25 protein-coding genes are annotated in these 25,708 nt (G+C 68.5%); 19 read left to right on the top strand and 6 right to left on the bottom strand.

The window, feature by feature from the left end; translation table 11 throughout:
* Positions 1-115 precede the first annotated feature (115 nt).
* Together ACFVJ3_RS19465 and ACFVJ3_RS19460 are read right to left on the bottom strand one after the other, a co-directional pair.
* The gene (locus ACFVJ3_RS19465; protein ID WP_141471143.1) at positions 116-589 is read right to left on the bottom strand and encodes a YbaK/EbsC family protein; all 474 of its coding nucleotides are present in this window, start codon (positions 587-589) and stop codon (positions 116-118) included.
* A gap of 34 nt (positions 590-623) precedes the next feature.
* On the bottom strand, positions 624-1,715 hold the full coding sequence (locus tag ACFVJ3_RS19460) for a hypothetical protein (protein ID WP_378453573.1): 1,092 nt from the start codon (positions 1,713-1,715) through the stop codon (positions 624-626).
* A gap of 124 nt (positions 1,716-1,839) precedes the next feature.
* On the opposite strand from ACFVJ3_RS19460, the gene ACFVJ3_RS19455 reads away from it, so the two are divergent.
* Complete coding sequence (locus tag ACFVJ3_RS19455) at positions 1,840-2,418, top strand: TetR/AcrR family transcriptional regulator (protein ID WP_378453599.1); 579 nt, start codon at positions 1,840-1,842, stop codon at positions 2,416-2,418.
* A gap of 2 nt (positions 2,419-2,420) precedes the next feature.
* Here the strand turns inward: ACFVJ3_RS19455 and ACFVJ3_RS19450 are convergent, their stop codons facing one another.
* Both ACFVJ3_RS19450 and ACFVJ3_RS19445 read right to left on the bottom strand, forming a co-directional pair.
* Entirely contained in the window at positions 2,421-3,488 is a 1,068-nt protein-coding gene (locus ACFVJ3_RS19450) for an alpha/beta fold hydrolase (RefSeq protein ID WP_378453572.1), read from the bottom strand.
* 75 nt (positions 3,489-3,563) lie between these two features.
* Positions 3,564-4,883, bottom strand: coding sequence for a monooxygenase (locus ACFVJ3_RS19445; RefSeq protein ID WP_378453571.1), 1,320 nt, complete (start codon positions 4,881-4,883; stop codon positions 3,564-3,566).
* Positions 4,884-4,965: 82 nt separating this feature from the next.
* On the opposite strand from ACFVJ3_RS19445, the gene ACFVJ3_RS19440 reads away from it, so the two are divergent.
* Both ACFVJ3_RS19440 and ACFVJ3_RS19435 read left to right on the top strand, forming a co-directional pair.
* Positions 4,966-5,796 carry a crotonase/enoyl-CoA hydratase family protein gene (locus tag ACFVJ3_RS19440; RefSeq protein WP_378453570.1) on the top strand — a complete coding sequence of 277 codons (831 nt, stop codon included), beginning with the start codon at positions 4,966-4,968 and terminating at the stop codon, positions 5,794-5,796.
* A gap of 117 nt (positions 5,797-5,913) precedes the next feature.
* Positions 5,914-7,611 carry an MDR family MFS transporter gene (locus tag ACFVJ3_RS19435; protein ID WP_378453569.1) on the top strand — a complete coding sequence of 566 codons (1,698 nt, stop codon included), beginning with the start codon at positions 5,914-5,916 and terminating at the stop codon, positions 7,609-7,611.
* A gap of 60 nt (positions 7,612-7,671) precedes the next feature.
* Here ACFVJ3_RS19435 and ACFVJ3_RS19430 read toward each other — a convergent pair whose 3' ends face one another.
* Positions 7,672-8,163, bottom strand: coding sequence for an inorganic diphosphatase (locus tag ACFVJ3_RS19430; RefSeq protein WP_378453568.1), 492 nt, complete (start codon positions 8,161-8,163; stop codon positions 7,672-7,674).
* A gap of 131 nt (positions 8,164-8,294) precedes the next feature.
* Between ACFVJ3_RS19430 and dacB the strand changes: the two genes are divergently transcribed.
* The 4 genes from dacB to hpt are packed head-to-tail and all read left to right on the top strand — an operon-like array spanning position 8,295 to position 12,285.
* Complete coding sequence (dacB, locus tag ACFVJ3_RS19425) at positions 8,295-9,680, top strand: D-alanyl-D-alanine carboxypeptidase/D-alanyl-D-alanine-endopeptidase (protein ID WP_378453598.1); 1,386 nt, start codon at positions 8,295-8,297, stop codon at positions 9,678-9,680.
* On the top strand, positions 9,680-10,726 hold the full coding sequence (locus ACFVJ3_RS19420) for a zinc-dependent metalloprotease (RefSeq protein WP_378453567.1): 1,047 nt from the start codon (positions 9,680-9,682) through the stop codon (positions 10,724-10,726). Before dacB ends, ACFVJ3_RS19420 begins: the two co-directional genes overlap by 1 nt.
* Positions 10,727-10,748: 22 nt before the next feature.
* Positions 10,749-11,726, top strand: a complete 978-nt coding sequence (gene tilS, locus ACFVJ3_RS19415) for a tRNA lysidine(34) synthetase TilS (RefSeq protein WP_378453566.1) — start codon at positions 10,749-10,751, stop codon at positions 11,724-11,726.
* A 4-nt stretch (positions 11,727-11,730) separates the two neighbouring features.
* On the top strand, positions 11,731-12,285 hold the full coding sequence (hpt, locus tag ACFVJ3_RS19410; protein ID WP_378453565.1) for a hypoxanthine phosphoribosyltransferase: 555 nt from the start codon (positions 11,731-11,733) through the stop codon (positions 12,283-12,285).
* 15 nt (positions 12,286-12,300) lie between these two features.
* Here hpt and ACFVJ3_RS19405 read toward each other — a convergent pair whose 3' ends face one another.
* Complete coding sequence (locus ACFVJ3_RS19405) at positions 12,301-14,403, bottom strand: serine/threonine-protein kinase (protein WP_378453564.1); 2,103 nt, start codon at positions 14,401-14,403, stop codon at positions 12,301-12,303.
* A gap of 164 nt (positions 14,404-14,567) precedes the next feature.
* Here ACFVJ3_RS19405 and ACFVJ3_RS19400 point away from each other — a divergent pair, with 164 nt between their 5' ends.
* The 12 genes from ACFVJ3_RS19400 to ACFVJ3_RS19345 all read left to right on the top strand — a co-directional run bounded on the left by ACFVJ3_RS19400 (position 14,568) and on the right by ACFVJ3_RS19345 (position 25,601).
* Positions 14,568-15,914 carry an amidase gene (locus ACFVJ3_RS19400; RefSeq protein WP_378453563.1) on the top strand — a complete coding sequence of 449 codons (1,347 nt, stop codon included), beginning with the start codon at positions 14,568-14,570 and terminating at the stop codon, positions 15,912-15,914.
* 211 nt (positions 15,915-16,125) lie between these two features.
* Positions 16,126-18,396 (top strand): ATP-dependent zinc metalloprotease FtsH, encoded by a 2,271-nt coding sequence (gene ftsH / locus ACFVJ3_RS19395; RefSeq protein WP_378453562.1) that lies wholly within the window; start codon positions 16,126-16,128, stop codon positions 18,394-18,396.
* A 60-nt stretch (positions 18,397-18,456) separates the two neighbouring features.
* Positions 18,457-19,074 (top strand): GTP cyclohydrolase I FolE, encoded by a 618-nt coding sequence (gene folE, locus ACFVJ3_RS19390; RefSeq protein WP_378453561.1) that lies wholly within the window; start codon positions 18,457-18,459, stop codon positions 19,072-19,074.
* A complete protein-coding gene (gene folP, locus ACFVJ3_RS19385) occupies positions 19,071-19,928 on the top strand; it encodes a dihydropteroate synthase (protein WP_378453560.1) in 858 nt (285 codons plus the stop codon). The genes folE and folP overlap by 4 nt, the downstream gene beginning before the upstream one ends.
* Entirely contained in the window at positions 19,921-20,283 is a 363-nt protein-coding gene (folB, locus tag ACFVJ3_RS19380; RefSeq protein WP_378453559.1) for a dihydroneopterin aldolase, read from the top strand. The genes folP and folB overlap by 8 nt, the downstream gene beginning before the upstream one ends.
* Positions 20,280-20,792, top strand: a complete 513-nt coding sequence (gene folK, locus ACFVJ3_RS19375) for a 2-amino-4-hydroxy-6-hydroxymethyldihydropteridine diphosphokinase (RefSeq protein ID WP_378453558.1) — start codon at positions 20,280-20,282, stop codon at positions 20,790-20,792. Before folB ends, folK begins: the two co-directional genes overlap by 4 nt.
* 20 nt (positions 20,793-20,812) lie before the next feature.
* Complete coding sequence (locus ACFVJ3_RS19370; RefSeq protein WP_378453557.1) at positions 20,813-21,280, top strand: DUF3180 domain-containing protein; 468 nt, start codon at positions 20,813-20,815, stop codon at positions 21,278-21,280.
* A 68-nt stretch (positions 21,281-21,348) separates the two neighbouring features.
* Positions 21,349-22,299, top strand: coding sequence for a DUF6779 domain-containing protein (locus ACFVJ3_RS19365; protein WP_378453556.1), 951 nt, complete (start codon positions 21,349-21,351; stop codon positions 22,297-22,299).
* 147 nt (positions 22,300-22,446) lie between these two features.
* Entirely contained in the window at positions 22,447-23,373 is a 927-nt protein-coding gene (locus ACFVJ3_RS19360; RefSeq protein WP_378453555.1) for a Rossmann-like and DUF2520 domain-containing protein, read from the top strand.
* A gap of 5 nt (positions 23,374-23,378) precedes the next feature.
* The gene (gene panC, locus ACFVJ3_RS19355; protein WP_378453554.1) at positions 23,379-24,317 is read left to right on the top strand and encodes a pantoate--beta-alanine ligase; all 939 of its coding nucleotides are present in this window, start codon (positions 23,379-23,381) and stop codon (positions 24,315-24,317) included.
* 18 nt (positions 24,318-24,335) lie between these two features.
* Complete coding sequence (gene panD / locus ACFVJ3_RS19350; protein WP_378453553.1) at positions 24,336-24,782, top strand: aspartate 1-decarboxylase; 447 nt, start codon at positions 24,336-24,338, stop codon at positions 24,780-24,782.
* Between the two features lie 3 nt (positions 24,783-24,785).
* Positions 24,786-25,601 (top strand): type III pantothenate kinase, encoded by an 816-nt coding sequence (locus tag ACFVJ3_RS19345; protein ID WP_011596827.1) that lies wholly within the window; start codon positions 24,786-24,788, stop codon positions 25,599-25,601.
* The last annotated feature ends 107 nt before the right edge of the window (positions 25,602-25,708 follow it).

Below are 25,708 nucleotides of genomic sequence, written 5' to 3'. Positions count from 1 at the left end.
CTGTCGGACAAATCATTCTCCGGGTCGGCCCGTGTGGGCACTGTGTCATTCTCGCTCACGTCACTCTCGTTCACGAGATCTGACGTCAACTATAGGGGCGTGAACCGCCCGGGATTCAGTCGACGTCGATCGCCAGGCCCGCGGTGATCCGAACCAACTCCGAGAACGACGTGCGGAAGACGGTGTCCGGGTGCCCGGCGGCCGCCCACAGTTCCGCGTACTCGGACAGGGCGTTGTCGACGTAGGTCGGAAGGTTCGTGGGATGGCCGAGCGGGGCGATACCCCCGATCGGCTGGCCGGTCGCGATCCGCACCATGTCGAGGGGCGCCTGGGTCAGATTTCCCTGCAGACGTTTGCCGGTGTTCGCCAGATCCACCTCGTGCGCCCCCGACACGAGGAGCAGGATCGGGTCGTCGTCGAGAAGGAACACCAGCGACTTGGTGATGGCCCCGATATCGACCCCCAGAGACTCCGCCGCCTCGGCCGCGGAGTGGGTGGAGTCGGGCTGGGTCACGATCACCCCATGGTGTCCTCGCGCGATCAGAGTCTCGGCGACATGCGCGGCGTGGGGGTGCAGGGGCGTCGGCATGAACCAAGAGTAGGTCCATTCCCCCGGAACGACATCAAGAAGCGTCGTCCGACACGACATCGGAACGGGGCGTAGTCGATTCCGGGTTCCGGAGGCGCCGGACGGTGAACCCGAACAGCAGTCCGAGCCCGACCGCGGAGTAGAGCGCGAGGGCGACGGCGGGCTGTCCCAGCCCCACGTTGTCGAAGTACACGATGCTGCGAATTCCCTCCGTGCCGGCGCCCGGGGTGATCCAGCGTCCGATGGCCGCGTAGAAGGCGGGGATGACGTTCGAACCGAACGCCCCGCCGGCGCTCGGATTGCCCAGAATGACGAAAACGGCGATCGCGAGAGGCACCGCGAGGATGCCGATCGAGGCACGCAACCCCAGCGTGAACACGGCGGTGCCGAAGACGACACCCGTTCCGAGGAGCCACAGCGGGAACCAGTGGCCTGCGAACGTCCCGAGTACGTGAGTGGTGATCAGGGCGCCGAGGGCACCGGACAGCACGGCGTAGCCGAACAGGACAGCCGTGTGCACGGACGCCTGACGCAGGGTCCGCGGGGCGCCGATGAACAGGCCGATCGCCGCCGCGAGCAGATAGCCGCCGACCACCCACCCGACCGCCAGATAGAAGCCGGACAGTCCGCGGTTGTCGTGCGCGCCCACCGGAATTTCGTCGCGGACCGTGAACTGGCGACCCTGACTGTTCTCCACCTCGGCGAAGACCGATTCGAGCGCGCTGGAGATGGAGCTGCCGCCCGCACTCGCCGTGATCAGGGTGTCGGGGCCAACAGGGTTCACGACGAACGCGCCCTGGATCTCGCGGTCGTGGAGGAGTCGACGGGCTTCCGCGGTGTCCGAGACGACACGGGCGCGCAGCGGCCTGCCGTCGATCGCATCGAGCCGGTCGGCGACCTGCTGGTCCGTGCCTGCGGGCAGTCCCTCCGCTGCGACGGCACCGATCTCGATGTCGCGGGGCGTGGGCTGATGGAACGCGGCCACGTAGCTGAGGATGAAGCCGAGCTGGAGGAGGAGAACGCCGAAGACCAGCGCGACCATCACCTTCGGTGCGCCGTACTTCGACACCGGACTGTCGTGGTGCACGGGAGCCGGGGTGGGGGATTCGCTGTCGGTCATGGTCATCGGGCGTCCTCGATCCTTGTCGATACCGTGGGTATTGAATACCCTAGGTATCGTGATTGGAGATCGTCAACCGGACAGTCGTCACACCGAATGGGCGCCCACGACGCGTCCCGGTCGTGACGTCGTGCGTCAGCGCCTCCTCGACGCGGCGGCGGAGGAATTCGCGGAACGTGGCTTCAGCGCGGCCAGGCTCGCCGAGGTGGCGCGCCGGGCCGGGTTCACCAAGGGGGCGGTCTACTCGAACTTCGAGTCGAAACAGGACCTGTTCGCCGAACTCTTCGCGGCGCGCTCACTCGAACTGGCGGGACGGGTCCTCGCCGAGATCGCCGGCATGAACCCCTCGGACGCCGCGGGCAAAGGCGGCGAGGCCGTCGCGTCGTGGATGGTGCGCGAGCCGGGATGGTCGCTGCTGGTGCTCGAATTCGGCGTGCTCGCCGCACGCGACCCGCAGATCGCGCAGGCGTACCTGCGGGAGCGGCGGCAACTGCGGGGAAGGCTCATCGAGCTGATCGGTGAACGCGCACGGGAGTGGGCGGTCGACGACACGTTCGACGTCCGCACCACGGCCATCTCGCTGATGGCCCTCATCTCCGGCCTCGTGCTCGAACACTCCGTCGACCCCGAGGAAGTGGATCAGTCGACGATGGGCGCCGCGGTCACCGCACTGTTCGCGGGCGCCGTCGCGAGGGCCGGGCTGACCTGATCTCAGGCGGTCTGCGCGACTACCCCGTCGAGGAAGCCGTCGATGTGCGCCCACGTGGAGTCCCTGGCCTTCGGTCCCGCGACGAGTCCCAGGTGGCTGCCCGGCGCGGACTCGAACCGCACCGACGGAGAACCGGTGAGCACGTCCGTCGCCGCCCGGACCGACGGGATCGGCGCGATGACGTCTTCGGTGCCGCCGATCGCGAGAACCGGCACCGCGAGATCGGCCAGCGTGATCGCGCCGTTCCGGGTCTCGAAACTCCCCGCGGCGAGCGCGTTCCCGAGGATCAGCTGGGTGCAGACCTGGCGGAAGAACCGGGCCGGATAACCCGGCATGTCGGCCATGAACCGGTCGATGGACTCCATGCGCGCGAGGGTCTCGGTGTCGTGTAGGTTCCGGGCGATGAACCACGGCTTGGTGAGCTCGCGCTGAAGCGCGGTGAAGCGGTAACTCGCCTGGACCAGCGGCGCGGGCAGCCCGCCCATCGCCCGCGTCGCGGTGGTGAGGGGGCGATCGCCGGTGAACCGGCCGACCATTCGTAGTGGCGCGATCATGGTCACCGACTCGTAGTCGATCGGTGTGCCGATCGCCGTCACCGAGCCGATCGGCAGATAGTTCCGGCCCGCAGCCGTGAGCAGCGACATCGTTCCCCCGAGGCTCCAGCCGATCAGGTCGATGGGTGCGCCGTCGTGGAGCCGGGACACCCGGTCGACGGCCGCCGGGATGAAGTCGTCGATCCAGTCCTCGAACCCGAGGCCGCGGTCGGAGTAGCCCATCGAGCCGTAGTCGACGAGATACGCCGCTTTGCCCGAACCGACCAGGTGCGCGGCCAGGCTCTGGCCCGGCCGGAGATCGAAGCAGTGCGCGGGCGCCGCGAGCGGGGGCACGAGAAGGACGGGCCGGCCGCCGTCGGTCTCGGTGGTGTCGTATCGGTACAGGTCCTGATGGGGCGCCTCGTGGATGCGCGTCGACGGGGTTCGCTGGACCGGGGCGATTCCGCCGCCGAAGGACAGTCGCCAGGCGTTGCGGGTCAGCGTGTTCAGCGTCGGGTTCCAGGCGATGTCGAGCACGGATTTCCTCTCATGGCGGCGCAGACCCTTCAGGTATCTGTGACGTCAACATACAGGTAATCTCGCGCTCGCCCGTCAGCGGGAGGCGAGCAGAACCCGCAGCACCGTCGCCGGGCGGAACAGCGTCCCCGGGCGGTCGAGAAGATGCGTCACCCGGAGGAACGCGGACCCCACGGCCGGGTCGACGGACGCCGCCCGATCGAGCCGGGACGTGTACGCATTGACCAACCGGACCCGCGCCGACCGCCGACCGGGCACGGCCGGGATCCGGAGATCGTTGTCGACGGTGAGCGTCCACGCGGCATCGATGCACCGGTTCGCCCCGCGGAGGAACCGGCGAGCGAGATGCGTCCGCCCCGACCGCAGGCAGTCCCGCAGGATCGTCGCCTCCACCGCGGCGACGCTCATGCCCTGGCCGTAGATCGGGTTGAACGAGCAGATGGCGTCCGCGAACGGCAGATAATTCGACGGCAGATCGTCCGCGGAATAGTGCCGCCGGACGGTCGTCGGAATCCGGTAGCGCACGCCGTCGTCCACCGGCTCGGCCGTGCGCAGTGCGTCGTACATGTCCGGTGCGGGGAACGACTTCACGAAGTCGAGGAAGCCGTCCGGATCAAGTGGCGGCACATCCTCCCCGTACCCGGCGAGAGTGACGATCCAGGTGCCGTCCTCCTGCACGCCCATGAATCCACTGCGCGGACTCGACGGTCCCGGCGCCATCCCGATGCCGGAATCCCCGTCCAGGTGCGGCGGTTCGAGCCGGAAGTGCCTCGTCGCGTAGCTGACGTCCACGGCCAGCTGCGACTCGGACGGCGGTGCGAACCCCAGCTCGCCGAGCCGGGCGACAGTCTGCGAACTGCGGCCGGACGAGTCCACGACGAAATCGGTCTCGATGACTTCCGGTGGGACGCCGCCCCGGTGCTGCACGGTCACGCCCGTCACCCGCCCACCGTCGACGGTGAGGCCGGTGACGTCGGAACGGTCCAGTATCCGCACAGTCGGCAGGGCCTCGACCCGTCTGCGCATCTGCCACTCGACGAGCGGCCTGCTCGCGAGAATGCCGGGGACCCCACTGATCTCACGCGCCATCCGATGCCCGTCGACGATCCACCGGATGTCGCCCAGTGCGTCGCCCGCGGTGGCGCCGAGGGCCAGGAGCTCGGCCACGAACCCCGGAAGGAGGTCCTCCATCGCGGCCTGCCCGCCGGCGAGAAGGGCGTGCACGTGCCGGGCCTGCGGCACACACCTGCGCGCGGTGGCCGTGTCGGGCAGGATGTCGCGGTCGAGGACGACGACGCTTCGGAACGTTCCGGCGAGAGCCGCCGCGGCAAGCAGTCCCCCCATTCCGGCACCGACGACTACGGCGTTGCCGACCGGGGTCGTCCGGTGCGTCATGGCGGCTGTCCGTTCACAAGACGGTGCAGAGACCTCCAGGGTATTTCGCCTGACCTCGAAGAGCGGTGGTTACTCTGGAGTAATGACCGAACAGAAGACCTGGAATGCGTTCACCGTCGAGCGCAAGGATCACGTCGCGCAGGTGACACTCATCGGACCCGGAAAGGGCAACGCGATGGGCCCGGATTTCTGGAGCGAGCTCCCCGAGATCTTCGGCGAACTCGACGCCGATCCGGACGTGCGGGCCGTGGTGATCGCCGGCTCCGGCAAGAACTTCTCCTTCGGTCTGGACCTGCCCGCCATGAGCGGCAGCTTCGGGTCCGTCCTCGCGGACAAGGCGCAGGCCGGCCCGCGTACCGCGTTCCACGACATGATCAAGCGGATGCAGTCCGGCATCAACGCGGTCGCCGACTGCCGTAAACCGGTGGTCGCGGCCATCCAGGGCTGGTGCATCGGCGGCGGGGTCGACCTGATCTCCGCGTGCGACATCCGCTACGCCAGCACCGACGCGAAGTTCAGCATCCGTGAGGTCAAGGTCGCGATCGTCGCCGACATGGGCAGCTTCGCCCGGCTGCCCGCCATCATCGGCGACGGACACCTGCGGGAACTCGCCCTTACGGGTAAGGACATCGACGCCGGGCGCGCCGCGAAGATCGGTCTCGTCAACGACGTCTTCGCGGACGCCGACGCCGTCCTTGCCGCCGCGCACGAGACCGCGGCCGAGATCGCGGCGAACCCGCCGCTCGTCGTGCACGGTATCAAGGACGTCCTCGACCACTCCCGCGCGGCCGCCGTCGACGACAGCCTGCGCTACGTCGCCGCGTGGAACGCCGCGTTCCTGCCGTCGCAGGACCTGACCGAGGCGATCACCGCCGTCTTCGAGAAGCGCGCCCCCGAATTCACGGGCGAGTAGTCCGTTCGCTGACACAGCCGCGCTCCGAGAAGGGGTGCGGCTGTGTCCGACGCACACGCTTATCCTCAGGTAAAGCCCAGTTCATCAGTTGCCCGAAACCTCGCCGCGCTCGCATACTTGCGGACTACAAGTAAACGACAGCGCAGCGAGGAAACAGTGTCGAATTCGGTCGAAACGCCGGTGGCCTACACCCACCGGCAGATCCTGGCTGTACTCAGTGGGTTGATGCTCGGCATGTTCCTCGCCGCGCTCGACCAGACGATCGTGGCGACGGCGATCCGGACCATCGCCGACGACCTCGACGGGTATTCACTGCAGGCGTGGGCCACCACCGCGTACCTCGTCACCGCCACCCTGGCGACGCCGCTCTACGGCAAACTCTCCGACATCTACGGCCGCAAGCCGTTCTTCATGTTCGCGATCACGGTGTTCGTGATCGGCTCGGTCATGTGCACGTTCTCGACGTCGATGTACATGCTCGCGGCCTTCCGCGCAGTGCAGGGACTCGGCGCGGGCGGCCTGTTCTCGTTGGCGCTCACCATCATCGGCGACATCGTCTCCCCACGTGAACGGGCCAAATACCAGGGTTACTTCCTGGCCGTGTTCGGCACCTCCAGCGTCCTCGGACCGGTCCTCGGCGGAGTGTTCGCCGGGCAGGACGAGATCCTCGGAATCGACGGCTGGCGTTGGGTTTTCCTCGTCAACGTGCCGGTGGGACTGGTCGCGCTCACGGTCGTCTCGCGCGTGCTGCACCTGCCGCGACGACCGAGCGGAAGCCGGCGGATCGACTGGTGGGGCGCGATCGCCCTCGCGGTGGGTGTGGTGCCGCTGCTCGTGGTCGCCGAACAGGGGCACAGCTGGGGATGGGACAGCTCGAAGTCATTGGCGTGCTACGTGATCGGCGTCATCGGCGTGCTCGCCTTCGTGTCCGTGGAACTGGCGATGAAGGACGACGCACTCATCCCGATGCGCTTCTTCCGCAACAGCACCTTCGCGCTCGGCGTCGTGATCAGCCTCGTCGTGGGTGCCGTCATGTTCGGCGGCATCACCCTCCTTCCTCAGTACCTGCAGGTGGTGAAGGGCTCGAGCCCCACTCTGGCCGGGTTCCAGATCCTGCCGATGGTCCTCGGTCTCATGGCCGGCTCGGTGGTCAGCGGTCAGATGATCTCGCGGACCGGGCGCTACCGGTACTTCCCGATCCTGGGCACCGCCCTGATCGGGATCGGCGCGTTTCTGCTGCACACGCTGGCCGCCGACACCCCGATGCCCGTCGTGATGGTGTTCATGCTGATCCTCGGACTCGGTCTCGGAAACCTGATGCAGCCACTCACCCTCGCCATTCAGAACGCACTGCCCCCGCAGGACATGGGGGTCTCGACCGGAGCGGCCACGTTCTTCCGGCAGATCGGCGGCACCGCCGGCGTCGCAATCTTCCTGTCGATCCTCTTCTCCCGCCTCACCCCGGCCATCGGCGAGCGGGTGACAGCCGCCGCCGGCACAGCCGACTTCCGTCGAGCCGTGGCCGCGGCCGCACAGAGCAACGACCCCGCGGAGGCCGCCATGGGCCAGGGAATGCTCAGCCCCGACCACGCCGGCGTCAGCGGAGTCCTCACGGACAGCTCGGTGATCGGAAAACTCGACGACGTGCTGGCCCTGCCCTTCCGGGAAGGATTCGCCGACGCCATCGGATCCGTCTTCCTCAGCGTGTCGATGCTCGCCGTCGTCGCCTTCGTCCTCACCGTGTTGTGGAAGGAAGTACCTCTCCGCAGCGAGTCCGGACTCCAGGCCGCGGCGCGGGGGGACGCGGAGGAGTGAGACGACAACGGCGCCCACCCCGTGGGGGATGGGCGCCGCCGGCGTGAATATCGCGGGGGCTCAGTGCCCGCCGTTATCCTTCAGACGCTTGAACGAGGCCTCGACCTCGGCCTTCGCCTCGGCGAGTCCGACCCAGTCGGCTGCCTCGACGTGCTTGCCCGGCTCGAGGTCCTTGTAGTGGACGAAGAAGTGCTTGATGGCGTCCAGTTCGAACTGCGGGACGTCGCCGATGTCCTGGATGTGGTCCCAGCGTGGGTCGCCGGCGGGCACGCACAGCACCTTGTCGTCGCCGCCGGCCTCGTCGACCATCTTGAACATGCCGACGGGACGTGCCTCGACGATGACGCCGGGGAACACGGACTCGGGGAGCAGGACCAGCGCGTCCAGCGGGTCGCCGTCCTCGCCGAGGGTGTTCTCGATGAAGCCGTAGTCGGCCGGGTAGCCGAACGCGGTGTAGAGGTAGCGGTCCAGCTTCACGCGACCGGTCACGTGGTCGACCTCGTACTTGTTTCGCTGACCCTTGGGGATCTCGATGGTGACGTCGAACTCCACGCCGATTCCTCGCTGTCGTGTCGATGATGATTCGGGGAGAGGATATCGGGTCGAGGATAAGGTTGGTTGTCTGACCACCCACGAATCACAGTGAAGACGGAGGCGCGTTGCCGGGCCAGGGAAAGAAGAAGATGGGCTCGTTGGCGGGACGCCACCGTCGGAACATGCGAATTCTGTTCGCGTCGGTCGTCGTCGTGGTGCTTGCGATGGCCGCTGTTCTGGTGGTCGCGGTGTCTGCGCACAACGCGTCGGCGGGCCGCGGCGAACTGGCGATCGCGCCCGAACCGGCACCGATCACGGCGGCCCCGCAGGTCACGCCGGTGCCGGACGACGCGCCGATGCCGACGGCGCAGGGGATCGCGACCGCGGTCGGTCCGGCCGCCGCCAACCCCGACCTCGGCAAGTTCAGCGGAACGGTCGCCGACGCGGTGACCGGTCAGGTCCTGTGGAGCGTCAACCCGCAGACCCCGATGACCCCGGCGTCGACCACCAAGGTCCTCACCGCGGGATCCGCGCTGCTGGCGCTGCCGTCCGACCGTCGCGTGACGACGAAGGTGGTGCAGGGGGCCACTCCCGGCGAGATCGTCCTCGTCGCCGGTGGTGATCCCACTCTCACCGCGAAGCCGGTCGGGGAGAACGGCTACTACCCGGGTGCGGCGCACATCTCGCAGCTGGTCGATCAGATCCGGAACGCGGGCATTGCGGTGACGAGCATCGTGGTCGACACCAGCGTCTACTCGGGCGACACCATGGCGCAGGGGTGGTTCCCGACGGACGTCGGCGCCGGATTCATCACCCCCACCGAACCGATCATGATCGACGGCGGACGGGCCGACCCCCTCGTGGACGAGTCGCCGCGCAGTTCGACGCCCGCGCTCGACGCCGGGCGGACGCTCGCCGGTGCGCTCGGCGTCGCCCCGTCGGCGGTCACGTCGGGGGTCGCGGCGCCCGGTGCGGCTACCGTGGCGAGTGTGCAGTCCGCGCCGCTGCGCGACCGGTTGCGGCAGATGATGGAACACTCGGACAATGTGCTTGCCGAAGCGATCGGGCGGGAGGTTGCCATGAATGCCGGCGCGGAAGCATCGTTCACGGGAGCCGTCGCGACCATCGGCCAGACGCTGACCGCGGCCGGATTCGATCTGACGGGGCTCACGCTGCACGACACGAGCGGCTTGTCCGTCGACGACCGGATCGCCCCGCACACGCTCGACCAGGTCCTGACGGCCGCCGCGGGCGACGGCAATCCCGCCCTGCGGCCGATGCTCGACTACCTGCCGGTCGCCGGTGCCACGGGCAGCCTGTCGGACCGGTACGCGTCGGGGAACCGGACGGGCGCCGGGTGGGTGCGGGCGAAGACCGGCACCCTGTCCACGGCCAGCGCGCTCGCCGGCTACGTGGTGGACCAGAACGGGCGTGTGCTCACGTTCGCGCTGATGTCCAACGACCGCCCGCCGGAGGTCAGCCGTCCCGCACTCGACGCACTGGCGGCTGCGCTCCGCACGTGCGGGTGCCAGTGATGGCCGCCGAGGGAAATGCCTTCAGCGGTGCCGTCGACTGGAAGCTCGCAGCCAAGACGGGGGTGAAGCTCGCGCGCAGCGGGCCCGTGACGTCGCGGTACACGGCCGAAACCGTGGTCGCGGAACTGGCCGACGCGTCGATGCGCGCGGAACTGCCCGTCCGGGAGGTCACCGGCCTCGCCGACGGACTTCCGGTGCCGGCCGCGCAGGTCCTCGATCGGGCCGGGTGGATCCACGCCGCGGCGCATTCGATGTCGCAACTGACGGGCGGCGACGCCGCTCCCGGCATGCTGGTCGGCAAGCCGGCGGGTATTCAGGCCGGGGCGATGCTCGCGTACCTGTCCTCGGCGATCCTCGGTCAGTACGACCCGTTCACCGGCGACAACGGAACCCTGCTGCTCGTGGCGCCCAACGTGGTGTCCGTCGAGCGCACGTTGCGGGTGCGGCCCAGCGACTTCCGGCTCTGGGTATGCCTTCACGAGGTGACGCACCGGGTGCAGTTCTCGTCGTCACCGTGGCTCACCGGATACATGCAGGAGTCGGTGGAGACCCTCGGATCCGCCGAGGACGAGTCCGTCACCGACGTGGTCGGCCGGTTGTCCTCCGCGCTGCGCGACCGCGGGCGCACGGAGCCGGACGAGTCGGGCGCACCGGGCGGAATCGTCGGACTGCTGCGCGCGACCCAGGCCGAGCCGCAGCGTGAGGCACTCGACCGTCTGCTGGTACTCGGCACCCTCCTCGAGGGACATGCGGACCACGTGATGGACGCCGTCGGCCCGGCGGTCGTGCCGTCGGTGGCCGCGATCCGGGCCGCGTTCGACCAGCGGCGCCGCCGCAAGAGCAACCCGGTGCAACGCCTGATCCGGGCGCTGCTCGGGATGGACGCCAAGATGGCGCAGTACGTGCGCGGTAAGGCGTTCGTCGACGCCGTCGTGGACAAGGTCGGGATGGACCGGTTCAACGTCGTCTGGAGCGGCCCCGACACGTTGCCCCGGCTCGCGGAGATCGACGCGCCGGACGCGTGGGTGTCCCGGGTACTGGGCTGATTCGCGAAGGGCTGAGCCGGTGATGGTGCTTCCCGAGGAGCCGGCGATCCTCGAGGTTCGTCACGCCGTGCGGCGCTGGGTCGCGGCGCACGCCCCGGACGGTGAGATCGCGGTCGCGTTGTCGGGTGGCGCCGACTCACTGGCGCTGACCGCCGCGGCCGCCGCCGAGGCGCGTTCGGTGTGTGCCCTCGTCGTCGATCATCGACTGCAGCCGGGTTCGGCAGACGTGGCGGACGAGGCGGCAGCCCGTGCCCGAGCGCTCGGCTGCACTTCCACCCAGGTGCTTCCCGTCGACGTGACCGGGTCGGGCGGGCTCGAGGCGGCCGCCCGGCAAGCCCGTTACCGCGCCCTCGACTCGGCGCGCGGAACCCAACCGGTGCTGTTGGGGCACACTCTCGACGACCAGGCCGAAACGGTGTTGCTGGGGCTGTCGCGCGGTTCGGGGGGTCGATCCATCTGGGGGATGAGCGCGTACGACAACCCGTGGGGGCGACCGCTGCTGGACGTGCGACGCGCGGTGACCCGGCAGGCCTGCGCGGAACTGGGACTGCGCCCGCACGAGGACCCGCACAACGTTTCACCCGACTTCGTGCGGGTGCGGCTGCGCACCGAGGTGCTGCCGCTGCTCGAGGACGTTCTGGGCGGCGGCGTCGCCGGGGCCCTCGCCCGCACCGGGGCACACCTACGCGAGGAGGGGGCGGTCCTCGACGCGTTGGCCGCCGACGCCGAAGCGAAAGTCGTGGTGGACGGCGAAATCGACGCGTCCGCGCTCGCCCTGTCGGCGCCACCCGTCCGCCGGCGGGTGCTGCGCAGCTGGCTCCTCGCCGCCGGTGCGCGCGGTCTCGGAGATACCCAGCTGCGGGCCGTGGACGACCTCGTCGCACGGTGGCGGGGGCAGGGACAGGTGGCGATCGGGGGCGGAACTCCGGACGCGAGGTTGGTGGTCCGCCGACGACGTGGCAGGCTGAACGTCGGATTGGACGACCGACGAAGGGTTTGATCGCGTGTACGAAGGCGACATCGCATCGGTACTGATCTCCGAGGACGAGATCCGTCGACGTATCGTCGAACTGGCCGAGGAGATCGCCAAGCGCTACCCGGAGGGTGCCCCGGAGGGGGATCTGCTCCTGGTGGGTGTCCTCAAGGGCGCCATCTTCTTCATGACCGACTTCGCGCGGGCCCTCCCCATCCCCACCCAGATGGAGTTCATGGCCGTCAGCTCCTACGGGTCGTCCACGTCGTCCTCCGGCGTCGTGCGGATCCTCAAGGACCTCGACAAGGACATCGCCGGCCGCCACGTGCTGATCGTCGAGGACATCATCGACTCCGGCCTCACGCTGTCCTGGCTGATGCGGAACCTGTCGACGCGTAACCCGGCGTCGCTCGAAGTCGTCACGCTGCTGCGTAAGCCCGACGCCATCAAGGTCGACATCAACGTCGCGAACGTCGGCTTCGACATCCCCAACGAATTCGTCGTCGGGTACGGCCTCGACTACGCCGAACGCTACCGCGACCTGCCGTACATCGGGACCCTCGAGCCCGCCGTCTACGGCGGCTGATTTCCGCGCTGCTCGTCAGCGGACGGGTTCGTGGGACACGGCGAGCTCCAGCGCCCGCAGGTCCTGCTCCAGTTGCCGGAACAGCCAGTACACGCCGACGAACGCGAAGATGCCGCCGACGCACAGAATGCGGACCGCAATGATCACCAGCGTGATCTCGTCGGGCGACAGGAACGTCACCCCGGCCACACCGGCCAGCGGAACCGAGGCGGCGACCGCGAGATACAGCGTGCTCCGGCGGTCGAGGCCCCGGAGTTTGTGCGCGTCGGCGCTGCTGGCGATGTCCTGCGGCAGCAGGGTCGGGTAGATGCAGCGCACCGCGAAGAACGCCACCACGAAGAACGGGTACGCCACCGACACGGCACCACACACGATCAGTGATGCGATGAAGTGCACGTACGCGCCCGGCGGCACGTTCCCCGCCGCGAGTTGCAGGGAAATCGGATAGGCGATGCCCGCGATGACCCACAACCCGAACACCACGAGCACGACGCGGTCGCCGAGCAGCAGCGTGTCGGTGCGGGCCCGGGCCAGTGTCTGGCGGTCGTACGTTTTCCCCTTGCGCAGACCCCGCGGAACGAGCAGCGGATATCGGCACCAGTAGAGCAGCATGATCGCGCCCAACGGGAACGCAATCGAATTGATCACCAACTGGATCGACTCGAACGAGTGCTGGGCCTCCGGGGTCAGATTGCTGATGATCAGCATCTTGTTGTGGTGGTAGTTGTAGGCGCCGGCGAGGGCGTTCGGCACCGCGATACCGATCACCAGAATCGGGAGCGCGAAGCGCCGCAGCCGCATGCGCCAACTGTTCGGCGGCGGATCGACGAGGTCCCGAGCCCGGGGATTCAGGCACAGGTCGAATTGCTGGGCCAATTCGGCACCGGACGACCACCGGTCCTCCGGCTTCGGTGCCAGACACGTCAACAGAACCCGTCGCAGCGACGGCGGGCAGTCGTAGGGCAACTGGTCGAGAAACTCCGGGTCGATGTCGCGGCCGCGGCGGTCCAGCATCGCTTCGAGTGCGACGAGCGACTCGCTCGACACGTCCTCGTCCTCGAACGGACGTCGCCCGCACATCAGCTCCCACAGCATGACCCCGAGCGCGAAGATGTCGCTGCGGGTGTCGAGGTCCGCCGCCGTCCCCGGCATTCCGCGGTGACACGCCTCGAGTTGTTCGGGGGACATGTAGGCCAGCGACCCGCCGAAGTAGGCGAGCGGTGACGCCCCGGTGACGGTGTCGCTGAAACTGATGTTGAAATCGGCGAGCTTCGGCACACCCTCGGCCGTCAGCAGGATGTTGGCGGGCTTGATGTCGCGGTGCAGGACGCCGCGCTTGCCGGCGTAGTCGAGGGCTTCGGCCAGTCGCCGGCCCAGCCACGCGATCGTCTCCGGCCAGGTCAGCGACGCGATCTCGTCCCGCACACTCGAGTCGGTGGGCCTGAGCTCGCCCTTCTCCCGCATCTCCTCGTCGACCACGTCCAGCAGCAGGCTGCCCGTCCGGTCCTGTTCCGGGGTAACGCGCACTCGGCGCAGAACCCGCAGCAGGGTGCCGCCCGGCAGGTACTGCATGTAGAGAAGGCGCAGTTGGCGGTCTTCGAGCAACCGCTGGTCGAACACGCGCACGATGTAGTTGTGGTCGAGCTGTGCGAGGGTCTGCGGCTCGTTCCCCTTGTCGTGCGAGATCTTCACCGCGACCAGTCGCTGCATCGACCGCTGGCGCGCCAGGAACACTCGGCCGAACGCGCCGCTGCCCAGGCCCATCAGCAGATCGAAGTCGTCGACCTGCTGCCCGACCTCCACATCGTCGAGCGCCGCATTGCCCGGCGGCCTGGTGATGAGCGTGTCCGGCTGCCGGGCGGTCACGGTCGGAGTGGCGGCCGCGGTCTGATCGGAGGGTGCGGTTTGCTCTGCCGCGGAGGTTTGTTCGGCGGCCGCGGTTTGCTCGGCGGGCATCGTCCGCGCGGACACGGTTTGCGCAGCAACAACCGTCGACGGGGCGGCCGCGACCGTCGACTCGCTGCTCTCGTGTTCGGAGTTCATGGCTCCGACGGTCCGTTCGGCAGAGTCCGGTCCAGCGGCCGATCCGTCTCTGCCCGACCCGTTTCCTCTGGTCATTGCACATCGAGGGTTCTACTGGGCGGGTTCTCTGGGCACATCGAGGTTGTCTGGAGCGGTGTGAAGAGTCCCATCCAGGGACAAGCGAATGGTAACCCCGCAGACCTACCGTATCCAGCGCGAATACTCGAAATGACTGCATCCCTGCGCCATATACTCGGGTGATGGGGGACTCCCCGTTCACCGCAGCCGTCGTCGTCGCCGAGCAGGTTCGCTCGGGCGTCTCGAGCCCGATGGAGCACGTCGAGGCTGCACTCGCGGCCATCGAGGAGCGTGAACCGAAGATCCAGGCGTTCGTCACCGTCCTCGCCGAACAGGCCCGAGCCGACGCGCTCGCCCTCTCCCTCCGGCCGGATCTGTCCACACTTCCGCTGGCAGGAGTGCCCGTCGCGATCAAGGACGTCATCCCCGTGGCCGGACTGCCGATGCGCGAGGGATCGGGCGCAACCAGTGCCGAACCGAAGGTCGCCGATCATCCGGTCGTCGCGCGGCTGCGGGCGGCGGGAGCGGTGGTCGTGGGCCTGACCACTCTCCCCGAACTGGCGGTGTGGGGGACCACCGACGCGCCCGGCCACATCACCCGCAATCCGTGGAATCCGTCGCGGACCTGCGGGGGTTCGTCCGGGGGAGCGGCCGCCGCCGTCGCCGCGGGGATGGTGCCCCTGGCCCACGGGACCGACGGTCTCGGTTCGATCCGCATCCCCTCGGCGAATTGCGGGGTGTTCGGTATCAAACCGGGCAGGGGAGTCGTGCCGTCCGAACTCGGAGCCACCTCGTGGTTCGGCATGGCCGAGAACGGGCCCATCGCGACGACCGTCGACGACGCCGCCCTCATGCTGTCCGTCCTCGCCGACCGACCCGAACTCGCGCGGATCGGCGCATCGGAACCACTGCGGATCGCGGTGGCGGCAGGGTCGCCGACATTCCTGGCCACAATCGATCCGCAGTGGCGGGATGCGGCCGTGCGCGCGGGCACGGAACTGACCGGCTCGGGCCACGACGTCGAGCCTGCGACCTTGCCGTATCCGGTCAACCTGCTTCCCGTTCTCGCCCGCTGGACCGCGGGAACGGCCGCCGACGCGAAGGGGCTGGATCTGCGGCAATTGCAGCCGCGGACCCGCAGGCACGTCGCGGTGGGCCGCGCGCTGGGCCGGTTCGTCCGTCCGGAGCAGGTGGGCCGGCTCGAAGAGTCGCTGCGCGAATTCTTCGAGAACTATGACGTGGTGATCACACCCGCTCTCGCGCAGCCGCCGCTCGCGGCGACGACGTGGAGCGAGCGGTCGTGGTTGTCGAACATCGTGGCCAACGTGCGGTACGCCCCGTTGAGCGCGCTGTGGAATCTCGTCGGGTGGCCGGCGGCGAGTGTGCCCGTCGGCACGCACTCGCATTCGGGTACCCCGCTGGCCGTGCAGATCGCGGCGCCGCCCGGGGGAGAGGCCAGGATCCTGGCGCTGGCCGCTCACATCGAGCGGGTGGGTGGCGGCTGGCCGAGGTTCGCGCCCGCGCGGTGAACTCCGGCACATTCGGGCCCGGATCGAGTCCGAGGGAACCGATGGGCGACCGCATGCGTTGAAAGAAAAGAGACCGCTCCCAACGGCGGTTGGCTGCTACCTGGAGTCGCCGGGGTGCCTTCGCGGTAACCTGGTTTGTCCGGTTGGCAGCCGGAAGGCGCACCCGGAAGACCCGCACTCTCGAAAGGACCGGCCATATCGGCCGACCTGTATGAACCGTAAGACTGTGTTTCGAAACCTGGCGATAGTTGCCGGCATCCTGCTGGTGATCTACGCCTTCAGCTACTTCGGCAACGACACGCGCGGATTCAAGGGTGTCGACACCTCCGTGGCGATCGCGCAGCTCGACGCGAACAACGTCGACAAGGCGCAGATCGACGACCGGGAGCAGCAGGTCCGCCTGTGGCTGAAGGACGGGAACGACGCGACCGACGGCAAGACCGAGATCCTCGCGAAGTACCCGGCGTCGGCGTCCGAGCAGATCTTCAACGAGATCTCCGACAAGGGCCTGCAGAGCTACAACACCACGGTCACGCAGGAGAGCTGGCTCACGTCGATCCTGTTGTTCGTCCTGCCGATGGTGATCCTGCTCGGCATCTTCTTCTTCGTGATGAGCCGCATGCAGGGCGGTGGCCGCGGCGGCGTCATGGGCTTCGGCAAGTCGAAGGCCAAGCAGCTCAACAAGGACATGCCGAAGACCACGTTCGCCGACGTCGCGGGTGCGGACGAGGCCGTCGAAGAGCTGTACGAGATCAAGGACTTCCTGCAGAACCCGATGCGCTACCAGTCGTTGGGCGCGAAGATCCCACGCGGTGTGCTGCTGTACGGGCCGCCCGGTACCGGCAAGACCCTGCTCGCCCGCGCGGTGGCGGGCGAGGCCGGTGTCCCGTTCTTCACGATCTCCGGTTCGGACTTCGTCGAGATGTTCGTCGGTGTGGGTGCGTCCCGCGTACGCGACATGTTCGACCAGGCCAAGCAGAACAGCCCCTGCATCATCTTCGTCGACGAGATCGATGCCGTCGGACGCCAGCGTGGCGCCGGCCTCGGTGGCGGTCACGACGAGCGTGAGCAGACCCTCAACCAGTTGCTGGTCGAGATGGACGGTTTCGGTGACCGCACCGGCGTCATCCTCATCGCCGCCACCAACCGCCCCGACATCCTCGACCCGGCGTTGCTGCGTCCCGGCCGCTTCGACCGGCAGATCCCGGTCGGCGCCCCCGACCTCGCCGGTCGTCGCGCCATCCTGAAGGTTCACTCGCAGGGCAAGCCGATCGATCAGCACGCCGACCTCGAGGGCCTGGCCAAGCGGACCGTCGGAATGTCGGGTGCCGATCTGGCCAACGTCATCAACGAGGCCGCGCTGCTCACGGCCCGCGAGAACGGCACCGTCATCACGGAGGCCGCACTCGAGGAGTCCGTCGACCGTGTCGTCGGCGGTCCGCGTCGCAAGAGCCGCATCATCAGCGAGCACGAGAAGAAGATCACCGCGTACCACGAGGGTGGGCACACGCTCGCCGCGTGGGCGATGCCCGACATCGAGCCGGTCTACAAGGTCACCATCCTCGCCCGCGGCCGCACCGGCGGTCACGCGATGACGGTGCCCGAGGACGACAAGGGCCTGATGACGCGGTCCGAGATGATCGCTCGACTCGTCATGGCGATGGGTGGCCGCGCGGCCGAGGAACTCGTGTTCCACGAGCCGACCACCGGTGCGTCCTCCGACATCGACATGGCGACGAAGATCGCCCGGTCGATGGTCACCGAGTACGGCATGAGCGCCAAGCTGGGTGCCGTGCGGTACGGACAGGAGGGCGGAGACCCGTTCCTCGGCCGGTCGATGGGTCAGCAGTCCGACTACTCCCACGAGGTCGCACGCGAGATCGACGAAGAGGTCCGCAACCTCATCGAGGCCGCGCACACGGAGGCGTGGGCCATCCTCAACGAGTACCGCGACGTGCTGGACATCCTGGCCACCGAACTGCTCGAACGCGAGACGCTCACCCGCAAGGATCTCGAGAAGATCTTCCACAGCGTCGAGAAGCGCCCGCGCATCACCGCGTTCAACGACTTCGGCCACCGGACCCCGTCCGACAAGCCGCCGGTCAAGACGCCGCGGGAACTCGCGGTCGAGCGCGGCGAGCCGTGGCCCCAGCAGCCCGAGCCGGTGTTCGCCCAGCAGCAGTCGCAGCAGGCTGCGCCGCAGCAGCAGTACCCGCAGCCTGCGCCCGCCAACGGCTACTCGCAGCCGGCGCCGGCCAGGCCACAGGGTGGGATGACGCAGCCGCGTCCGGACTACGGCGCCCCCGCGGGATGGTCGGCTCCGGGCTGGCCGCCTCGCGATCCGGGCAACCAGAATCCGGAGGGTCAATACTCCGGGAACCAAGGTCCGGGGAACCAGTGGAACCCGCCGCACGAGCAGCGTGGCACCGGGGACGACGACGCGCAGACGAGGGCCTGGAAAGGACCGGACGGATCGAACTGATCCGCCCGACACTAGGCTGTTGCTTCGGGACGATCGGTCCCGGTACTGGAGGAGTTTCGGTTGTCGGTGAATCATCTCGGTAGTGAGCCCGTGGCACTCGAGACAGGCCGGGTGTTCGATCAGCCGCGTGCCGAAGCTGCGGTGCGGGAACTGCTGATCGCGATCGGTGAAGACCCGGACCGCCCTGGACTCCGGGATACGCCCGCCCGCGTGGCGCGGTCGTACCGCGAGGTCTTCGCGGGCCTGTACACCGACCCGGACACCGTGCTGAACACGACGTTCGACGAGGGGCATCAGGAGCTGGTGCTCGTTCGCGACATTCCGCTGTACTCCACGTGTGAGCACCATCTCGTGTCGTTCCACGGGGTCGCGCACGTCGGGTACATCCCCGGTAAGACGGGCAAGGTGACCGGGCTGTCGAAGCTGGCGCGTGTGGTCGACCTGTACGCCAAGCGTCCGCAGGTCCAGGAGCGTCTGACCAGCCAGATCGCCGACGCCGTGATGCGTAAGCTCGACCCGCGCGGTGCGATCGTGATCATCGAGGCCGAGCACCTGTGCATGGCGATGCGGGGCATCCGCAAGCCTGGTGCGAGTACCACCACCTCCGCGGTGCGTGGTCTGCTCCAGTCCAGCGCGGCCTCACGTTCCGAGGCTCTGGACCTTATTCTGCGGAAGTGACCGTGATCGAGCTGCCGTCGCCAGGCCGAACCGTGGTGATGGGCGTCCTGAACGTCACCACCGATTCCTTCTCCGACGGCGGACGCTTCCTCGATCGTGACGCGGCGCTCGCGCGCGGTCTCGAACTGAAGCGTCTCGGCGTCGACATCGTCGACGTGGGCGGTGAGTCCACCCGGCCGGGGGCGGCGCGGGTCGATCCCGACGTCGAAGCCGGTCGCGTCGCACCCGTGATCGCGGATCTCGTGGGCGAGGGCATCTGCGTCAGCGTCGACACGATGCGGGCGTCGGTCGCGGAGGCCGCGATCGAGGCGGGTGCGTCGATCATCAATGACGTTGCCGGTGGCCGTGCGGATGCCGCGATGGCCTCGGTCGTCGCGGACGCCGGAGTTCCGTGGATCCTGATGCATTGGCGTTCGGCCGACGACTACGTGCACCGCGGCACCGCAGACCACTATGAAGACGTGGTCCGTGAGGTCCGGGACGAACTGATGACCCAGGTCGACCTGGCCGTGAAAGCGGGGGTGGATCCGGGTTCGTTGGTGCTGGATCCCGGTCTCGGTTTCGCGAAGAACGCCGACCACAACTGGTCTTTGCTGAAGGCGCTGCCCGAGTTCAACGAGCTGGGCTTCCCCGTCCTGATCGGCGCTTCCCGCAAGCGGTTCCTGGGTTCGCTGCTGGCGGATGCGGACGGTGAGCCGCGCCCGCCCGCCGGCCGGGAGATCGCCACCGCCGTCGTCTCGGCACTCGCCGCGACCCACGGAGCGTGGGGAGTGCGCGTGCACGACGCGCAGGGTTCCCTCGACGCCATCGCGGTCGCCGAGGCCTGGGCAAGGGGTGCATCCGGACGTGAGTGACCGAATCGAGTTGCGCGGCTTGAAGGTTCGTGGCAATCACGGCGTCTTCGAACACGAGAAGCGCGACGGTCAGGACTTCTACGTCGACATCACCGTCTGGATGGACCTCGCCCCGGCCGCCGCATCGGACGACCTCGACGACACCCTGGACTACGGCGGGCTGGCCGAGCGCGCAGCCGCGATCGTCGCGGGACCCTCACGGGACCTCATCGAGACCGTCGCCGCGGAGATCGCGGACGGGGTGATGACCGATCCCCGCGTCCGGAGCACCGAGGTGGTGTTGCACAAGCCGTCCGCGCCGATCCCGCTGACGTTCGCGGACGTCGCGGTGGTCGCGCACAGGTCGAGGTCATGAGTCGCGCAGTGCTGTCGATCGGGTCGAATGTCGGCGACAGTCTTGCCCATCTGCAGTCCGTTCTCGACGGCCTGGGTGACGCGGTCGTGGCGGTCTCTCCCGTGTATTCGACGGCGCCGTGGGGCGGTGTCGAGCAGCAGGACTTCCTCAACGCGGTCCTCGTCGTCGACGATCCCGCCCTCGACGGTTACGGCTGGCTTCGGCGCGGGCAGGAACTCGAGGCCGCCGCCGACCGGATGCGGGTCGAACGGTGGGGCCCGCGCACGCTCGACGTCGACGTCGTCACGTGCGACGACGTCCGCAGCGACGACCCGGAACTGACGTTGCCGCACCCGAGGGCACACGAGCGCGCCTTCGTGCTGATTCCGTGGCTGGACGTCGAACCCGAGGCCGTGTTGCCGGTAGGCGGGACGACGACCCGGGTGGACGCGCTGCTGCCACTGCTGGACGACGAGGAACGGGCCGGTGTGCACCGGACGCAGCTCGTTCTGGACCGGCGGCCGCGATGAAACCGGAACCGACGGGCACGATGAAACCCACCCGCATCTGGGATCTGCTGTTCCTGGCAGCTCTCGCCGTCGCCGCCACCTGGATTCTGGTCCGCGTGTTCTACGGCTCGTTTCCGCCGATTCCCGTGTACGCCGGGGCGTCGCTGTATCCGGTCGCGCTGATCGAGGTCGTGCTCGCGTTCATGGTGCGATCCCGGGTCAGCAACCATCAGGTGGGCGACGGACCGCGTCAGCTGCACCCGATCACCGCCGCCCGCGTTGCGGCGCTCGCCAAGGCGTCCGCGCTCGTCGGTGCCGCGACCGCCGGGGTGTGGGGCGGCTTCCTGCTGTACCTGCTTCCGCAGCGTTCGGTGCTCCGGGCCGCGGGGTCGGACAGTCCCGGCGCGTGGGTGGGTCTCGTTGCCGCCCTTGCCCTCGTCGGCGCGGCACTGTGGCTGGAACACTGCTGCCGCACCCCCGACGACCCCTCGGACGAGCCCGCGCATTAGGGCATAGGGGATCGCCGCAGGTCCGATGGATGCGCGGCGGACCCTTCGCGGCCAAGTACCCTGGCACCATGACGAATCCTGGTCGCCTCAAGTCTGCGCGCCGCAACAAGCGCAGCGCGAGCCAGATGATCGTTGCGGGCTTGCTCGCCCTCGCGGTGATCGCGTCCCTCTTCCTGATCTTCAGCGACAGCGTGCAACTCCTTCGGGTGGGCCTGGTGGCCGCACTGTGGGCTGCCACGGTCGGCGCCATCGCCATGACGAAGTACCGGCGCGAGTCGGCGCTCGACAAGGCGAAGGTCAACGACCTGCAGACCGTCTACGAGTTGCAACTGGAGCGGGAGATCTCGGCGCGCCGCGAATACGAGCTCACCGTCGAGAAGCGGGTGCGCAGCGAGGTGCGCGCCGACGCCGAAGAGCTCGCCGCGTTGCGTGCCGAACTCTCGTCGCTCCGCAAGAGTCTCGAGGCCCTGTTCGACGGCGCGATGCCGACCGAACGGATCGCGCTGCGGGCGGATTCGACGCGTGTGCAGGAACTCGCAGGCGGGTCGTACAGCAGCTACCAGCCTGCTGCGTCGGGCCTGTACATTCCGGGTGCGGGACACGCCGCCGGAGCCGGGCATCAGAGCGGTTCGGCCCAGCAGACTCAATCGTTCGCGAATCCGGACGACGATCCGGTCACCGCTGAGACGTCGATCGTCGAGCCCGTCGACGCCGCCCGAATCGAACCCGAGATCGAGGTCGAGCCGGAACCGGAGCCCGAGCAGGTTGCCGAGACCCCGCCGGCACCCAAGCCGGAGCCGGTCGCGGAGGTCGAGCCGGAACCTGTCGCGGAACCCGAGCCCGACTCCGAGGCAGAGGCAGAGCCCGAAGCGCGGCGGGGCCGCCGACGGGCGCCCGAGGACGACGAATCGTCGGGTGCGCACTCGAACGGGTTGTCCGTCGCCGAGATCATGGCCAATATGCAGTCGGCATCCGGGGCCGCCCAGAGCGCCGGAGGCAGGCGTCGCCGGGCCGAATAAGGCCGGACGCGCCCGAGGATCAACCCGCATCGTGTGAGGCATATATCACTCTGCCGGCGCATGGCGGGGTGCGTTCGAGCCGGGCTATCCTCACCCTGGAACGTCTGGTACCCGCCGAGCGGGACTGGAACGAACGAGAGGACGAAGGTGACCTCTTTCGGGATCACTAATGGCCCTGCGCCTGCGAGGTTGACGGTAGGAATCGTCTCCGCCGGCCGGGTCGGTACAGCAATCGGTGCCGCGTTGGAGCGGGCAGGTCACGTCGTCGTCGCCTGCTCGGCTGTCTCCGACGCGTCACGTCACCGGGCCCGCACCCGGCTCCCCGAGACCGAGATTCTGCCGGTGGCAGAGGTCGCGGCCCGCTCCGAACTGCTCATTCTCGCCGTCCCCGACGCCGAACTGCCGTCGCTGATCGCCGGGCTGGCCTCCACCCGTGCGGTGCCCAGTCGCGCGATCGTGGCCCACACGTCCGGTGCGAACGGCATCGGGATCCTCGACCCCCTCACCGAGCAGGGCGTCGTTCCGCTCGCGATTCACCCCGCGATGACGTTCACCGGGCACGACGAGGACACCGTCCGTCTCGCATCCGCCTGTTTCGGCATCACCGCCGGCGACGACATCGGATACGCGATCGCGCAGTCGCTGGTCCTCGAGATCGGCGGCGAGCCCGTCCGGGTCCGCGAGGACATGCGACCGCTGTACCACGCCGCTCTCGCTCACGGCAGCAACCACCTGGTGACGCTCGTCGTCGACGCCGTGGCCGCACTGCGCGTCGCCCTCGAAGGCCAGGAACTGCTCGGCCAGGAGCTGATCGGCGACGATCCGAACGGCCTGGCCGAACGAGTTCTCCAGCCGCTGCTGTCCGCGGCGCTCGACAACGCTCTGCGGCGCGGGCCGGCGGCGCTGACCGGGCCGGTTGCGCGGGGCGATTCGGAGGCGGTCGCCACGCATCTGCGGGTACTCGAAGAGGTCGATCCGCGGATCGCGGCCGGCTACCGCGCCCTGTCTCTGCGGTCGGCGCAACGCGCCGGCGCGACACCTGAACTGCTGGAAATCCTGGAAGACCGGAGGTGAGTTCCGTGAGCGATCTGCAGGGCGGATACAAGCGCGGCGAGCTGACCGTGCACCACGACCCGAGCGTGCTGACCCGGGTCTCGAAGGCCCTGCGCGGTGTCGGCCGCCAGGTCGCGCTCGTGCCGACGATGGGAGCCCTCCACACGGGTCACCTGGAGCTGGTGCGGCAGGCGAAGCTCACCGGCGCGGTGGTGATCGTCTCGATCTTCGTCAACCCGTTGCAGTTCGGCGCCGGCGAAGACCTCGACGCCTACCCGCGCACCCTCGACACCGATCTCGAACTGCTGCGCGAGGCCGGAGTCGAGCTGGCGTTCGTGCCCACTGCAGCCACCATGTACCCGGCAGGACCGCGGACCACGATCCATCCCGGACCGCTGGGCGCCGAGCTGGAGGGCGCGTCCAGGCCGACGCACTTCGCGGGCATGCTCACCGTCGTCGCCAAGCTGCTCCAGATCGCCGCGCCGAACGTCGCGTACTTCGGCGAGAAGGACTACCAGCAGCTGACGCTGATCCGGCAGATGGTGACCGACCTGAACTTCGACGTCCGGATCTTCGGCGTGCCCACGGTGCGTGAGCACGACGGACTGGCACTGTCCTCGCGCAACCGCTACCTCGACGAGGCGCAGCGCAACGCGGCGACGGCATTGTCGGCGGCCCTGATCGCCGGCGCCCACGCCGCGGCCGGTGGCACCGGGGCGATCCTCGCCACCGCTCGCGAGGTGCTGGCGTCCGTCCCGGAGGTGGAGGTCGACTACCTCGAAGTGCGGGGCGTCGATCTCGGCCCCGCCCCCGATCGAGGCGACGGCCGGCTGCTCGTCGCCGCCAAGGTCGGGACCACCCGCTTGATCGACAACGTCGGTGTCGCCGTCGGCACCGGTTTCCTCGAACGCGACGCCGAACCACAGTCGGACGCGTCGGCCGCAGACGAACTTCTTTCCCGCTAGAAGAGTAAGGACCGGAACATGTTTCGCACCATGATGAAGTCGAAGATCCATCGCGCCACCGTCACGCACGCCGACCTGCACTACGTGGGCTCGGTGACGGTCGACCAGGATCTGATGGACGCCGCCGACCTTCTCGAGGGCGAGCAGGTGTGCATCGTCGACATCGACAACGGCGCGCGGCTCGAAACCTATGTGATCGCCGGCGAGCGGGGAAGTGGCGTCATCGGGATCAACGGTGCGGCAGCGCATCTGGTCAAGCCCGGCCACCTCGTCATCCTCATCGCCTACGGCGTCATGAACGAGCAGGAGGTGCGCGACTACGAGCCGCGCGTCGTGTTCGTCGACGCCGCCAACTCGCCGATCGAGCTCGGCGCCGACCCGGCGCACGCGCCCGAGGGCTCCGGTCTCATCACCCCGCGCATGCTGTCGACGCTCGACGCCGAGCGCGAATCCAGTTTGGTGTAACCCATGCTCCTCACCGTCGACGTCCGGAACACGAACATCGTTCTCGGACTGTTCACCGGTTCCGGTGAACACTCGAAGTTGGTGCAGGACTGGCGGATGCGCACCGACGCGAGGATGACGGCCGACGAGCTGGCCCTCATCTTCCGTGGGCTCCTCGGCGCGCACACCGATCAGATCACCGGTGTGTCCGCGCTGTCGACGGTGCCGTCGGTGCTGCGGGAGATCCGCGTGATGCTGACACGGTACTGGGGACACGTCCCGCACGTGCTGGTGGAACCCGGGGTGCGAACCGGTGTTCCGCTGCTCGTCGACAACCCCAAGGAGGTGGGCGCCGACCGGATCGTGAACAGTCTTGCGGCGCATCACCTCTACGACGCACCGTGCATCGTGGTCGACTTCGGGACGTCCACGTGCGTCGACGTCGTGTCCGCCAAGGGCGAGTTTCTCGGCGGCGCCATCGCGCCCGGCCTCGAGATCTCCTCGGACGCACTCGCGTCGCAGTCGGCGGCGCTGCGCAAGGTCGAACTGGTGCGGCCCCGCTCCGTCGTCGGCAAGAACACCGTCGAATGCATGCAGTCCGGTGCGGTGTTCGGTTTCGCCGGGCTCGTCGACGGGCTGGTCCGCCGCGTACGCAAGGAACTGCCCGCCTTCTCCGGTTCCGACGTCGTGGTGATCGCGACCGGTGACCGCGCGCCGCTGATCATGCCCGAGACGGAGACCGTCGACGAGCACGAACCGGACCTCACGCTCGAAGGGCTGCGCCTGGTCTACGAGCGGAATCAGGCTCGCCGGGGTGCGCGTCGCAGCCCGCTCGAGTGACGGGTTCCCTCTTCGCGGAAGTTATGTCAGAATGGTCCCCGTGAATCTCTGCACGAGTGCTCAGGAGTGTTGTCGAGGCTGAACGCTGCCTTGACCAATTCACACTT

The organism is Rhodococcus sp. NPDC127593, assembly GCF_042671975.1.
Classification (GTDB): Bacteria; Actinomycetota; Actinomycetes; order Mycobacteriales; family Mycobacteriaceae; genus Rhodococcus_F.
The sequence above is the reverse complement of the archived record's forward strand: the minus strand, read 5'-3'. Positions and strand labels throughout refer to the sequence as shown.